Raw genomic sequence first — 14,176 nt, forward strand, 5'->3', positions numbered from 1 at the left:
AACAATCAGGACAGCCCTGGAACAATGCGCAAGGCCGACATCAGGTCAATGCTGCCGGCCTTCCGCATGCGTGCTTCAGGCGAGGTTCACCCGGGCTCGTGCGTTCAGTTCGCCAGGGCGTGTGCGACGGAGACGGCCTCGAGACCGAAGGCCTCGGCAACGTTGTCGTTGGTGACGTGCCCATTGTGGATATTGAGTCCACGAGCCAGACCCGAATCCTTCGACAGAGCTGCGTGCCATCCCTGGTTGGCGATCTTGACCGCGAACGGCAGAGTCGCGTTCGTCAGTGCGGCCGTGGCAGTGTTGGGCACCGCACCGGGCATGTTCGCCACACAGTAGTAGATCGAGTTGTGCACCTCGAAGGTGGGATCGTCGTGGGTGGTGGGCCTCGAGTTCTCGAAGCACCCGCCCTGGTCGATGGCGATGTCGACGAGCACCGAGCCCGGTTTCATGCCCGCGACCATCTCGTCGGTGACGAGTTTCGGTGCCTTCTTGCCGGGGATGAGCACCGAACCGATGACCAGGTCGGCAGAGGCCAGGGACTTCGTGATCTCGTATTTGTTCGAGACCTTCGTAGCGATCGCCCCGGCAAAGGTCTCGTCGATCTGACGCAGGCGGGGAATGTTGATGTCGATGACCTCGACGGCAGCACCCAGGCCCAGGGCCATACGAGCGGCGTTGGTGCCGGCTACTCCTGCACCGATGACGACGACATTGGCCCGTTCGACACCGGGGACGCCTGAGAGCAGGATGCCGCGACCGCCCGAAGCCTTGAGCAGACTGTGGGCGCCGACCTGCGTTGACAGCCGCCCAGCGATCTCACTCATCGGAGCCAGAAGCGGCAGGCCTCCACCGTCGGGCGCAACCGTCTCGTAGGCGATCGCGGTGGTCCCTGCACTCATCAGTGCCTGAGTCAGCGCTTCGTCTGCTGCCAGGTGCAGGTATGTGAAGAGGATCAGGTCCTTGCGCAGGAAACCGTATTCTTCGGCGATGGGTTCTTTGACCTTGAGGACCATGTCCCCGGCGGCCCAGGTGGACGCCGCATCCGCAGCGATCGCGGCACCAGCATCGGTGTACTCATCGTCGGTGATGAATGACCCGAGTCCGGCACCGGCCTGAACCGTGACTTCATGTCCATGTGAAACGAGCTCGTGGACACCGGCGGCGGTGATGGCGACGCGGAACTCGTTGTTCTTGACCTCTGTGGGCACTGAAATGCGCATAGCTTTCCTTCTCTCATGTTGCCCCATGGGCAGTTCCAGCCAGATCGAACTGTGGCTGAGGATACATTCCACTGTATTCCTTTGAAGGTCTGCAGGGCAAACCTTTATCGCTAGTATTCGTGCACGTGCCTACGGATTCGGTGGAATATCAACCACACAGGTGCGAAAAAACCATATTTTGTTGCATTCAGACACAGAAGCGGTCCAGTTTTTGGAGGTCACAGGCGTGTGCGGGCGAAGTCGTGCGGTGCGGTCCTGGCGGCGACAGACAGAACCGGTAAGCTGAAATCTGTCAGGGATTCACCACACCCACGATGAAGGGTTCGACATGGGACTGTTCAAAGATATCGACGATGCCGATTCGAAGTACTACTTCAATCTCAAGACCAACTCGGTTGAGCGTGGCCTGGTCAGCGATGCGGACCACCGCATGGGCCCCTACGAGACAGAGGAAGTGGCTCGAGCCGCCCTCGAGCGGGCCCAGGCCCGCAATGAAGAGTGGGAAGAAGACGACAAGAAGTGGAACGGCTGAGGAATGTCGCGTCAGGAAGAATTCGTTCTTCGCACCGTTGAAGACCGTGAAGTACGCTTCATCCGCCTGTGGTTCACCGACGTCCTCGGCGGGCTGAAGTCGGTTGCAGTGGTTCCGGCAGAGCTCGAAGGGGCATTCTCCGAAGGAATCGGCTTCGACGGATCCGCCGTTGAGGGACTCTCACGAGTCTATGAGGCAGATATGGTCCTCAAGCCCGATCCCTCAACGTTCTCGCTGCTGCCATGGCGTGGCGAGAAGGAACCTACCGGGAGGATGTTCTGCGATATCCACGTGCCTGGGGGAGAGCCGGCGCAGGCTGATCCCCGCAACGTTCTCAAGCGGACGCTGGCAAAGGCCGCGGAGAAGGGTTTCTCCTTCTATGTTCACCCGGAGATCGAGTTCTACCTGTTCAAGACGGACAACCTCGATCCGGGCACCGGCATCCTCGAGGGAACAAGACCCATCCCCGTTGACACTGCCGGCTACTTCGACCATGTCAACGGCGGTACCGCCAACGACTTCCGCCGCTCCGCAGTCACCATGCTTGAAGCCATGGGATTGTCCGTCGAGTTCTCTCATCATGAAGCCGGTCCTGGGCAGAACGAGATCGACCTGCGCTACGCGGACGCGCTGACCATGGCCGACAACATCATGACCTTCCGATCGGTGATCAAAGAAGTCGCGATCTCTCAGGGCGTCTACGCATCCTTCATGCCCAAGCCGCTCAACGATCATCCGGGCAGCGGAATGCATACACATGTCTCACTCTTCGAGGGGGAGAACAACGCCTTCTTCGAGCCCGGAGCCATGTATCAGCTGTCGAAGACCGGCAAGCAGTTCATCGCAGGCCTCCTCACCCACGCAGCAGAGATCACCGCGGTGACGAATCAGCACGTGAATTCGTACAAGCGCCTGTGGACAGGTCACGAAGCCCCGTCCTACATCTCCTGGGGACACCGGAATCGTTCGGCCCTGGTCCGCGTGCCGCAGTACAACTCGGGGAAGTCCTCCTCCGCGCGCATCGAATACCGGGCTCTTGATTCCTCTGCCAACCCGTACCTGTCCTATGCCCTCATGCTCGCGGCCGGGCTGAAGGGCATCGAAGAAGACTACGAGCTGCCCGAGGAGGCCGAGGACAACGTGTGGCAGCTCTCGGACACCGAACGCCGTGCGATGGGAATCCAAGCGCTGCCCTCCAGTCTGTCCCACGCCCTTGAGATCATGGAGCAGTCCGATCTGGTCGCGGAGACGCTGGGCGAAGAGGTCTTCGACTTCTTCTTGCGCAACAAACGGCGGGAATGGAACGACTACCGCGCTCAGGTCACTCCGTTCGAGCTCAGCAAACACTTCACCTCGATGTAGTCTCATGGCCCGGATCACTTCGCGCACGTCGGTTGTCACCGAGTCTGCCGCTCGATTCCTCGACGAGATCGATGAACTCCTCGGCCAGCCCCTGGCCACCGACTCACGCTTCATCGATCTCCTCGAGGCGACACCGGATCCGCACGCGGCCGCCCTCGGTCTGCTGCGGGTCCTGGAGGCCGCAGGCGAGTCCGCGCCGCAGTTCCTCGATGCCATCCGTTCGGGGACCGCGGAAGATCTCGCCGAGGATGAGATCGACCGTGCTCTGCTGAGGCGGGTGCTCGCAGTCATGGGCACGTCGGAGGCGATGGTCGACCACCTCGTGCGGCATCCGGAGTCTCTGCCGCAGCTGGTGGAGCGGTCACCGTTCCTCATGATCTCCACTCCCGCGGCCTCGGCGGCATCGCTACGCAACGATCTGCTGGCCAGCGTGGGAGCCGATCCTGATGATCCTGCGCCCACGGCGGACCACCTCGGCGAGGAGGCGATCAAAGATCTTCGTCGCACCTATCGCGACGCACAGCTGCGGCTGGTCGCCGATGATCTCGTCGCCGAAGCGCCCGAGGAGATCGTCGATCATGTGATGGCCGTGCTCTCGGACCTGGCAGCGGCTGCCATGGATGCTGCTCTGGCCATCGCCAGGGCAGAGCTCGATCCTGAGGGCACGGTTCGCATCGCTGTGATCGCCCTGGGCAAGACCGGGGCCCGCGAGCTCAACTATGTATCCGACGTCGATGTGGTCTTCGTCCTCGATTCGTCGACGAGTGATGAGCAGCGCGATCTGGCCACGGAGGTCGCCCAACGAATGCGAGGCATCCTCTCCGATGCCGGCGCGGAGCCTGCTCTGTGGGAAGTCGACACGGCGCTGCGTCCTGAGGGCAAGGCCGGGGCACTGGTGCGGACGATGTCGGAATTCACTCGCTACTATGCGGACATCGCGAAGAACTGGGAGTTCCAGGCTCTCCTCAAGGCTCGTCCGGTGGCCGGTGATGTGGGTGTGGGTGAGGAGTTCGTCGAGACACTCCTGCCGCTCGTGTGGGAGGCCGCCAGCCGGCAGGGGTTCATCGACGGCATCCGTTCGATGCGCCGTCGCGTCGTGGACCTCATTCCGGCCGCCGAGGCGCCCCGACAGATCAAGCTGGGACGGGGAGGACTGCGCGATGTGGAGTTCTCCGCACAGCTGCTCCAGCTGGTCCACGGTCGCACTGACGAGGAGATCCGCACACCGAACACGCTCGTGGCCCTGGAGGAGCTGAGCGAACACGGGTACATCGGGAAAGAGGATGCCTTCGTCTTCTCCGCCGCTTACCGTTTCATGCGCGTGGTCGAACATCGAGTCCAGATTCCGCGGATGCTGCGCAATGCGCTCATTCCCGACGACGATGAGAAGCTGCGCATCCTCTCCCGATCGGTCTTCACCTCCGGCTCACGAAGTGGACCCCGGCTGGAAGAGACCCGCAAGGACTATGCGAAGCAGGTCACCCGCCTCCACGATCAGATCTTCTACCGTCCCATCCTCGACGCAGCAGTCGGAGTCCACGGTGCCGTCGTCGATGCCCACAACCGCGGCAGCAGCATGCAGGCCGCCGCCGACCGCCTTCAGGCCTTCGGCTACCGCGATCCACAGGGTGCTCTGTCCCACATCAAGGCGCTGACCTCGGGCATGTCACGCACAGCACTCGTCATCAAACAAGTTCTTCCGGCATTGCTGGACTGGTTCTCAAACGGAGTCAGTCCCGATGCCGCGCTCCTGGCGTTCCGCCGGCTCACGGACTCGCTGTCGTCCTCCGGCTGGTTCCTCAAGATGCTCCGCGATTCCGGTCTGGCCGCGAAATCGGTGGCCGACGTCCTCTCGCTGTCCGGCTATGCCAGTGAACTGCTGCTGCGCCAGCCGGCCGCAGTAGCCTGGCTCGACAACTACGACAACCTCACCTCCCGTGATCCGAAAGCACTCGAGGCCGAAGTCGGAGGTCTCCTCAAACGACATGCGGCATCGGCGATCACGCCGATCCGGGAGACTTACAGCCGTGAGCTCCTGCGCATTGCTCTGCGTGACGTCCTCGATGTCGGGGACCGGGCGAAGGTCCCCGGCGATCTCTCGGCACTGATGGATCTGGCAGTCAGCGGCGCGCTGCAGGCCGTCCGTATGGACCTCGACCAGCCCGAGACGCCGCTGTACGAGTTCGCGATCATCGCAATGGGCCGGTGGGGCGGAAACGAGATCGGCTACTTCTCCGATGCCGACGTGACGTTCGTCTACCGCTCTGTCGGTGAGGAGCTCAGGGCCGAGGACAAAGCGAAGCTGAGCAAACACGTCACCAAGCTCGCACTCGGTCTCGGCAGCCGGCTCAAGGCCAGCGACGCTGCGCAGGGCATCGATCTCGATGCGGATCTGCGGCCCGAGGGTAAGAACGGGCCGCTGGTCCGAGCGCTGTCCTCCTACCGGGCCTACTATGCCAAGTGGTCTCAGCCCTGGGAGGCACAGGCGTTGCTGAGGGCTCGCCCGGTCGCTGGAGACTCCGGCCTCATTGAGGACTTCACCGAACTCATCGATCCGCTGCGGTACCCGGTGGAGATGCCGACGAAGGCGCTGACCCAAGTCCGCACGCTCAAGGCGCGGATGGAGGACGAGCGCCTGCCTCGCAATGCGGACAAACGCCGACACCTCAAACTGGGTCGGGGCAGCCTCTCCGACGTCGAGTGGACGGTCCAGCTCCTGCAGCTGCAGCACGCCCACCAGATTCCCGGCCTGAGGACGACCTCGACACTGGCAGCGCTCAGTGTCGCAGCCGAAGAAGGGCTCATCCCCGCGGATGATGCCGAGGAGCTCGCGGCCGCATGGCAGTTGGCAACCGATGTTCGATCAGCCGTCATGCTGTATCGGGGACGCACAGCCCAATCGCTGCCGGAGGAGCATTTCGAGCTAGAGGCCACGGCCCGACTGCTCGGATATCCGGCGGGCGGCGGTCACGAACTCGAAGACGACTACCTGCGCACCACCCGCCATGCCAGGAACATCATGGAAGAGCACTTCTACGGCTTCTGAGAAACGTGATCAGTCCCCATCGAGCTCAAGGCCCAAGAGTGCGTTCTCAACGACCTCGGGCAGAGCCGGATGAATCCAGTACTGCCGCTTTGCCACCTCGTCAGCGCGCTGTCCGAATGCCATCGCCTGGATCAGGGGCTGGACGATCATCGACGCTTCGTGACCGACGATGTGGGCGCCCAGGATCTGATGCGTCGACTTGTCCGCGATGAGCTTCACGATGCCGGGGTCATCGGCCATCGCCCAACCGTACGCCACGTCGGAGTACTTCTGCACCTTCACACTCGTCGCGTGACCGGCCTGCCGAGCCTCCTCCTCTGTGATGCCGACGTAGGCGACCTGAGGTGAGGTGAACACGGCGCCGGGAACCGCGTGATGATTGACCTCCCGCAGATCCGCCTCGGCGGCGGCGCCAGGCTCTCCGGCCGCCACATCGACGGTGAGATTGTCACCGACGACATCGGCCTCGTGATTGGCCACGTGTTTGAGCTGGTGCGGGGAGCTGATGTCGCCGAGGGCGAACACGCCGGGGACCGGCTGTCCGTGGGCGAGGACACGCTGGCGTGAATCGACGCTGAGACGCGCATCATCGAGAACATCGAAGCCGGCGTCGACCACATTCAGACCTTTGGTGTTCGGTGTCCGTCCGGTGGCGATGAGAACCGCATCCGCGTCTATCTGCGAGGGAAGATCGACATCGCCGAGGCGGCCGCTTGCCTTCAGTGTCACCGACACTTGGTCGTCATCGAAACTGTATGAGGCCACCTCGGCTCCGCGGTGGACCGTATGGGTGCGTTCGAAGAGGTCCGTGAACTCCTGTGAGACCTCCTCGTCGATGTTGCCCAGCAGGCGGGGGCCACGTGCGATCACGGTCACCTCGGTGCCGAACCCGGCGAAGACGTGGGCGAACTCCATTGCGATGATGCCGGATCCGATAATGACCAGCCGTTCGGGCTTCGCAGGGATGCGCATGATCGAGTTCGACGTGAACACGGGATAGCCTTCGGTGTCGACCAGCTGCGGTTCCAGGCCTTCGGCGGCGGGGATGACAGGGGAGGCGCCGGCCGCGATGACGATGCGATCAGCAGTGATGTCCTGACCCGAGGCGGTTCGCACCGTCTTGGCCCCTGTGAAGTGAACGTGTTCGGCCACGACAGTGACATTGGGTTGGCGATCGCCGCTGCGGTAGTCCCGGCCTCCGGCTTCGATGGCGTCGACACGGTCGAAGATGCGCTTCTGCAGCGCCGACCAATCGACGCTGTTGAACTCCGTAGAGAGGTTGTAGTCCGTTGCGTCGGCGGCCTGCTCGGCGATCGTGGCGGGATAGACGAACATCTTCGTGGGAATGCACCCGACGTTGAGGCAGGTTCCGCCGAAGTGCCACTCCTCTGCAATCGCCACGTTGAGGCCGGAGAATCGGTCGTCGAGGAACATGTTCCCTGAGCCTGTGCCGATCAGAAGGAGATCGAAATGCGTCATTGTCCATCCCTGTATCAGTTGTGGTCACCATAGAAGTCCGCCCTGCTTGGAAGCACTGAAGGGCGCCACGGGTGACAACCCGTGACGCCCCCACTGTATTCCCTGCGGCTGCGGTCACGTATGCCTTTCGGCAGTCGGCGAGCCCTAGTGCCGTGGTTCAGAGTGCGTAGTAGAGCTCGAATTCTGTCGGAGTCGGACGCAGACGTGCAACGTCGATCTCGTTCTCACGCTTGATCCGAATCCACGTCTCGATCAGGTCGGAGGTGAAGACGTCGCCCGCGGTGAGGAAGTCGTGGTCCTTCTCGAGCTCGATGAGCGCCTCATCAAGGGATCCGGGAACCAGCTTGATGTCCTTGGCTTCCTCTGGTGGGAGCTCGTAGAGGTCCTTGTCGATGGGCTCCGGGGGCTCGATGCGATTGCGGATCCCGTCGAGGCCGGCCATCAGCTGGGCGGAGAAGGCCAGGTAGGGGTTGGTCGACGGGTCCGGCACGCGGAACTCGAGACGCTTTGCCTTCGGCGAGCTGCCGGTGACCGGGATGCGGATCGCCGCGGAGCGGTTGCGAGCCGAGTAGACGAGGTTGACGGGAGCTTCGTATCCGGGCACGAGGCGACGGTACGAGTTGATCGTCGGGTTGGTGAAGGCCAGCACTGCGCCGGCGTGTTCGATGAGGCCGCCGATGTACCAGCGAGCCAGATCGGAGAGCCCACCATAGCCGTTCTCGTCGTAGAACAGCGGCTCGCCGTTCTTCCACAGCGACTGGTGGCAGTGCATGCCCGACCCGTTGTCATCGAAGAGCGGCTTGGGCATGAAAGTAGCTGACTTGCCGAGTTCGTAGGCCGTGTTCTTGATCACGTACTTGAAGTCGAGGAGCTGATCGCCGGCATGCTGCAGGGTCTTGAACTTGTAGTTGATCTCCTGCTGTCCTGCGGTGCCGACCTCATGGTGGGCCCGCTCCATCTCGAAGCCGATCTGCTCCAGCGTCAGCGACATCTGATCGCGGATGTCGGCGAACTTATCCTGGGGGGAGACAGGGAAGTATCCGCCCTTGAACGGGGTCTTGTAGCCGAGGTTGCCGCCGGGCTCGTCTTCGCCCGTGTTCCAGGCGGCTTCCTCGGAGTCGATCTTGTAGAAGCTGCTGCCCGGGGTGTTCTGGTAGCGGATGGAGTCGAAGAGGTAGAACTCCGCCTCGGCGCCGAAGAAGACGGTGTCGGCGATGCCGGTGCTCTCGAGGTAGGCCTCGGCCTTGGCCGCAACCTGGCGAGGGTCTCGAGAGTAGGGCTCATCGGTGAAGGGATCGACGATCGAGTGCGTAAGGACCAAGGTCTTGGCCTCACGGAAAGGGTCGATGTAGGCCGATGTGACATCGGCGAGCAGCTTCATGTCCGATTCGTGGATGCCCTGGAAGCCCGTGATTGAGGAACCGTCGAAGAGCAGACCTTCGGTGATCTCTTCCGTGCCGTATGAGGCTGCAGGAAGGTTGAAATGCTGGACGACACCGGGGAGGTCGCAGAAACGAACGTCAACGAATTTGACGTCGTTCTCCGAGATGTAGTTGACGAGTTCTTCAGCAGACGAGAACACTTAGTCTCCTAGTTAGATTATGGTGGTCGTTTGTCTTGACCATTGCCAATCTTAGTTGCAAGCAGGTGAAGTGGTGATGACGTCCATGTTTCGGGCATGTTTCCTGAGGGGCGTCCAGGTTCGATTTGGGTAAGCTGGGTCCGTGATTAATCGTGATGACCTCGGTTCCTGGCTTGAGGGACCCAAGATTGAGCGAGAAGACGGCGATTGGCCGGGCAGGCGCTTGGGTTTGCCGGAGACCGGCTCACATTCACTCGCTCCCGCCTGGCGCAGACTGCTGGGGCTCCTGGTGGATTGGTTCTTGTGCCTGGCCATCGCCAACCTCATCGGCTCGTCCAATCCGTTCCTGGCTCCGGGCATCTTCGCACTGGAGCACTTCCTGCTCGTGTCCACTCTCGGATACACGGTCGGGCACAGGATCTTCGGCATCGAGGTCCGTCGCCTGGACGGTCATGTGCCTGGTTTCGCCAAAGCACTCGTCCGCACTGCTCTGGTCGTCCTCGTCATTCCCGCGCTGATCTTCAACCGCGACAATCGCGGTCTCCATGATCTGGCCGCCGGCACACTCATTCTCAAACGCTGAGGTTCTCAATCGCTGAGGCCTCCGGCTGAGGACCGGTCGTCCTGACTGAGAGCTGTTCGTGCCGAAGCGAAATTGCAAGACCAGTGGGGCACCGACTCGATCGAGTCGGTGCCCCACTGGTCTTACTGCGACTGCTGCAGTGCGTCGGTGTGGACCGCTGCAGTGTGTCGACGTGTGAACGCAGAGATCAGCGTCCGCGCATCGCCTTATGGTTCGGGCGAGCCTTGTTCGGGTCAATGCCCTTCGGGATCGGAGGACGAGTCCCCTGAGTGCCGAGAGCGGCGAGGCGATTGCGCACGGCAAGCACTTCGTTCTTATTGAGCTTGCGCGGAAGCTTCTGCACAGCCGGCACGACCTGCTTCATCTTCAGCTGGCCATCCTCGTTGCCTCCCTGGAACGTGTGAACCGGGACGTTGGGCAGAATGCGCTCGTGGCGCTTCCGCTCCTTGGCCAGCAGCTTCGCGCTGCGACCCTTCGGTCCTTCGCTGAGCAGAACGACTCCCGCACGACCGGTCGAGCGGAACACAAGGTCGCGACTCTTGGGGTCGATGGCGATGGGCTTGTCGTCCATCAGGTAACCGCGGCGGGCGGTGTTGAGGACGGCGCCGAAGGCTCCGGGCTGTCCGTCCATCTGTGCGAAAGCTGCGGTTTCGGCAAACCGGCCGAGCATGAACATGCCGAGCAGCAGACCCACCATGAAGCCGAGGATCGTTGTGAAGACCGCTCCGCCGAACAGAAGTCCGGCCAGCAGGCCGAGGAGCGTGCAGCCGAGGATCGCCGCGGCCAACAGCCACGGGGTGGCCTTGTTGTGCTTGGCCGACAGTTCGTAGACCTGCTTCATCTGTGCCAGACGCCCTGGCTTCTTGTTCGGGTCCTTGGGCTTCCGGCGGAAAAGTCCCTTGCGCGGTTCTTCGCTCATGCTCTCACTTGCTCTTGAATGGCGTATCGGCGTCGGGGCCGGGCCCCGAGCGCTCTCATTGCTCAGCAGTCAAGTCTACCTCTTCGCCCGGACCGAATGTATCCACAACGGCCTGAGCCTCCTGCTTGGCAGGAGTGTGCTTGTCAAGGTGGGACAGGTGGGCGGGGATCTGCTCCCCACGGTGGCGCATAGCGGTCGCCCACAGGCGGCCGGCACGGTATGAGGAACGCACCAGGGGGCCGGACATGACGCCTGAGAATCCGATGTCCTGTGCGGCATCGCGCAGCATCACGAAGTCGGCCGGCTTGACCCATCGAGTGACGGGATGGTGGCGCGGGGAGGGCCTCAGGTACTGGTTGATCGTGATGAGATCGCACCCAGCCGCGTGCAGGTCACGCAGAGTCTCGATGATCTCGTCGTTCGTCTCACCCATGCCCAGCATGAGGTTGGACTTCGTGATGAGGCCGGCCTCGCGTGCCCGGGTGATCACGGACAGTGACCGCTCGTAGCGGAAGGCCGGACGGATCCGCTTGAAGATGCGGGGGACAGTCTCAACATTGTGAGCCAGCACCTCCGGACGTGAGGAGAAGACCTCGGCCAGCTGATCGGGTTCAGCATTGAAGTCAGGGATGAGGAGTTCGACGCCCGTACCGCTTCCATCGGTGCTGTCGAGATTGTGGATCTGACGTACGGTCTCGGCATACAGCCATGCGCCGCCGTCGTCGAGGTCGTCGCGGGCAACTCCGGTGATCGTCGAATAGCGCAGGCCCATCTCTCCGACGGAGGCTGCCACACGGCGAGGTTCATCGGCATCGAAATCGGCAGGCTTGCCTGTATCGATCTGACAGAAATCACAGCGTCGTGTGCACTGTTCGCCGCCGATGAGGAACGTCGCTTCGCGGTCTTCCCAGCATTCGAAGATATTGGGGCAGCCGGCTTCTTCGCAGACAGTGTGCAGCTCCTGCTTGCGAACCAGTGATTTCAGAGACGTGTATTCGGGGCCGATATGGGCCTTTGCCTTGATCCAGGCGGGCTTGTCTTCGATCGGCGTCTCTGAGTTCCGTGCTTCGACACGGAGCATGCGACGGCCTTCTGGCGCTATGGTCACGTCAATTCTCCTAGGCTGTGATGTGGTGGTGCAGGATCTCGTCAAGGCGGTTCGCGACATCCTCAGGTGTCACGCTTCGTCCGAGTTCTGCACTCATGGTCGTGGTGTCGGCGTCCGTGATCCCGCAGGCGATGATCGATTCGTATGCGTCGAGGTCATTGCTGCAGTTCAGTGCCAGACCGTGCATGGTCACGCCCTCGTGGATGCGGATGCCGATTGCGCCGATCTTCCGGTCACGGCGGGTTCCGTCTCCGAGGATCCAAACACCCGCGCGCCCCTCGATGGTCGTGGCTTCGATGTCGTACTCAGCGAGAAGTTCGATCATCGAATCCTCGAGCTGAGAGACGAACAGTCTGACCTCTTTGATGTCATTGAGCTTGTACACGAGGTAGGCGACGAGCTGACCCGGCCCATGCCAGGTGATCTTCCCTCCACGGTCGACATCGACTACCTCTGTGCCGTCGGTCGGCCGCTCATGGTCTTCCGTACGTTTTCCCGCAGTGTAGACCGGCGGGTGTTCGAGCAGGAGAATCGTTGATCTGCGATCCCCAGCGAGCACTTCTTCGTGATACTTCTTCTGCAAGTCCCAGGTTCGCAGGTAGTCCGAGTAAACGGGTGCGAAGCCCAGTGTTTCGGTGACCAGAGGCATGCCTCCAGACTATGTCCCTTCACCCGGGGGTTCAATTTCACTGAAGATGAGCCTCAACACCTTTGGGCGCTCTGACCCTATTGACATAGATCGAGACATCAAACACTATTAAATACAGTCAAATCGAATCATATCGCGCTATAAATGCCGCGCAATCCATCGACGGAGATGACGAACAATGACGTGGGAACTCCAAGCCCCGATCTCTGACGACATTCATCGACTGGTGAATGCTCAGGGGCAGACGCTCTGGGGAGTCGCCCATGGCGGCTTCGACGCAGATCATCCGGATGCTCTCGGCATCGCCGAAGTCGATCTGCCTACCGGCTCTACCTCCCTTCTCCTCGTGAAACCGCTTGCCGGCGGACTCGTCCTCGACGCTGTCCGTTCCTACCAGGGGCTGGTGGAAGGGGAGTTGGCCACGCTCTTCCTCGGCATCGTCGACGAGCTGCAGGGGAGCAGCCATGCGCAATCTCGTCTCTGCCTCGATAGCATCGGCCTCGATGCCGATGGCCACCCCCGGATCATTCCCGGAATCAGCCGGACCTCACCCGCTTCGACCCGATTCGCGGTCGGAGAGATGCTCTTTCACGCAGCGCACGGTCGTCCGTGGGAGCAGAGTCCCCTTCCGGTCTCCGTCGCCTTGGACGGCTGTTCCCAGCCGCTGCAGACATTGGTCGCACAGCTGCTGGGCGACTCGTGTGCTGTCTCCGGTCTCAATGACACCCTCGACGAGGTGAGCGCGGCACTGCGTCGAACCGGCGCCGCCAGTGCGCTCCCGCTGCTTCCTGCTGAACCCGACCTCGACCCAGGAAAGGCCCTGACGGCCCGATTGCGAGCAGCAAAGTCACCCACGCCCGTGCGTCGGCCCGATACCGCGATGACCCCAGGTCGGAACGAGGCCACAGGCACCGCAAGCCGGCTGCGGGCAGCCAGCCGAGAAGGTGTTCCCAGGCGGAGCCGGGGACGTCACCGAGGCCGAATGAGTCCAAACCGGCTGACTCGTCTGTCATCAACGTTCGGTGAGGGCTGTCGCAGTCTGCTGGATCGGCTGCCGAGTGTGGAACGACGACCACAGAAGCCGACGACCGGGCTGCGAGCCTGGGCTCTCATCGCAGTTCTCGTAACGATCCTCGGCGGGGCCGTCATGGTCAGGACGTGGAGCACGGAGGGAACCGCCGCCTCGGTGAGTTCGCCAGAGGACTCGGTGCCGTCTTCGGCAGAGGGCTCCGTGCCGGGAACGCGTGAGCCGGACAGCGATGCGGGGAGAATGTCGGACAGGGATGCCGGGAGAATGTCGGACAGCCAGATCCTTGCGCTGCTGGATGACCTCTGCCGAAAGCGCTCGGATGCGTTGAGCGCCGGTGATGAGCAGGCTTTAGCGAATCTGACTGTCCCCGACTCCTCAGCAGCAGCGGCCGATGAGCTGCTCGACCTCCACGCCTTCGTCGGCAACGACTATGCGATCGACTTGGACGATCCAGTCGTCAGAGAGCAGACGGACAACCACATCCTGGTCCGGACCCGCATGTCGACGAGCGTCACGTCCGAAGGGAAGGAGGCAGGGTTCGAGCCCACCCACGTCGAGTTCGAGTTGGTGCCCCATGGCAGTGCCTGGAAGATTCTCGCAGTCACGGAGATCGTCGGTTGATTGGGAGAGGCCTGAAGGGATGAGAAAGGCCGGCCACATCAG

At 62.1% G+C, this 14,176-nt stretch carries 11 protein-coding genes; 5 read left to right on the top strand and 6 right to left on the bottom strand.

Features of this window, described 5'->3' with window-relative positions:
- Positions 1-104 precede the first annotated feature (104 nt).
- Positions 105-1,223 (bottom strand): alanine dehydrogenase, encoded by a 1,119-nt coding sequence (gene ald / locus FO013_RS05710; RefSeq protein ID WP_143921610.1) that lies wholly within the window; start codon positions 1,221-1,223, stop codon positions 105-107.
- A 328-nt stretch (positions 1,224-1,551) separates the two neighbouring features.
- On the opposite strand from ald, the gene FO013_RS05715 reads away from it, so the two are divergent.
- Genes FO013_RS05715 through FO013_RS05725 form a run of 3 tightly spaced genes read left to right on the top strand, consistent with a single transcriptional unit; the run spans position 1,552 to position 6,163 of the window.
- Positions 1,552-1,755, top strand: coding sequence for a hypothetical protein (locus FO013_RS05715; protein WP_143921611.1), 204 nt, complete (start codon positions 1,552-1,554; stop codon positions 1,753-1,755).
- Positions 1,756-1,758: 3 nt separating this feature from the next.
- The gene (glnA, locus tag FO013_RS05720; RefSeq protein WP_143921612.1) at positions 1,759-3,117 is read left to right on the top strand and encodes a type I glutamate--ammonia ligase; all 1,359 of its coding nucleotides are present in this window, start codon (positions 1,759-1,761) and stop codon (positions 3,115-3,117) included.
- A gap of 4 nt (positions 3,118-3,121) precedes the next feature.
- Positions 3,122-6,163, top strand: coding sequence for a bifunctional [glutamine synthetase] adenylyltransferase/[glutamine synthetase]-adenylyl-L-tyrosine phosphorylase (locus FO013_RS05725; protein WP_143921613.1), 3,042 nt, complete (start codon positions 3,122-3,124; stop codon positions 6,161-6,163).
- A 9-nt stretch (positions 6,164-6,172) separates the two neighbouring features.
- Here FO013_RS05725 and FO013_RS05730 read toward each other — a convergent pair whose 3' ends face one another.
- Complete coding sequence (locus FO013_RS05730; protein ID WP_143921614.1) at positions 6,173-7,642, bottom strand: mycothione reductase; 1,470 nt, start codon at positions 7,640-7,642, stop codon at positions 6,173-6,175.
- Positions 7,643-7,799: 157 nt separating this feature from the next.
- The gene (gene glnA, locus FO013_RS05735) at positions 7,800-9,224 is read right to left on the bottom strand and encodes a type I glutamate--ammonia ligase (RefSeq protein ID WP_143921615.1); all 1,425 of its coding nucleotides are present in this window, start codon (positions 9,222-9,224) and stop codon (positions 7,800-7,802) included.
- Positions 9,225-9,366: 142 nt separating this feature from the next.
- Between glnA (FO013_RS05735) and FO013_RS05740 the strand changes: the two genes are divergently transcribed.
- Entirely contained in the window at positions 9,367-9,807 is a 441-nt protein-coding gene (locus FO013_RS05740) for an RDD family protein (protein WP_143921616.1), read from the top strand.
- A gap of 187 nt (positions 9,808-9,994) precedes the next feature.
- Here FO013_RS05740 and FO013_RS05745 read toward each other — a convergent pair whose 3' ends face one another.
- Genes FO013_RS05745 through lipB form a run of 3 tightly spaced genes read right to left on the bottom strand, consistent with a single transcriptional unit; the run spans position 9,995 to position 12,483 of the window.
- A complete protein-coding gene (locus tag FO013_RS05745) occupies positions 9,995-10,726 on the bottom strand; it encodes a DUF4191 domain-containing protein (RefSeq protein ID WP_143921617.1) in 732 nt (243 codons plus the stop codon).
- 55 nt (positions 10,727-10,781) lie between these two features.
- On the bottom strand, positions 10,782-11,834 hold the full coding sequence (gene lipA / locus FO013_RS05750) for a lipoyl synthase (RefSeq protein ID WP_143921618.1): 1,053 nt from the start codon (positions 11,832-11,834) through the stop codon (positions 10,782-10,784).
- 10 nt (positions 11,835-11,844) lie between these two features.
- Entirely contained in the window at positions 11,845-12,483 is a 639-nt protein-coding gene (gene lipB, locus FO013_RS05755; RefSeq protein WP_143921619.1) for a lipoyl(octanoyl) transferase LipB, read from the bottom strand.
- A gap of 178 nt (positions 12,484-12,661) precedes the next feature.
- Between lipB and FO013_RS05760 the strand changes: the two genes are divergently transcribed.
- Positions 12,662-14,134, top strand: coding sequence for a serine/threonine-protein kinase (locus tag FO013_RS05760; RefSeq protein WP_143921620.1), 1,473 nt, complete (start codon positions 12,662-12,664; stop codon positions 14,132-14,134).
- Positions 14,135-14,176 lie beyond the last annotated feature (42 nt).

The sequence above is a fragment of the Brevibacterium aurantiacum genome, assembly GCF_007558825.1.
GTDB classification, from domain to species: Bacteria; Actinomycetota; Actinomycetes; order Actinomycetales; family Brevibacteriaceae; genus Brevibacterium; species Brevibacterium aurantiacum_A.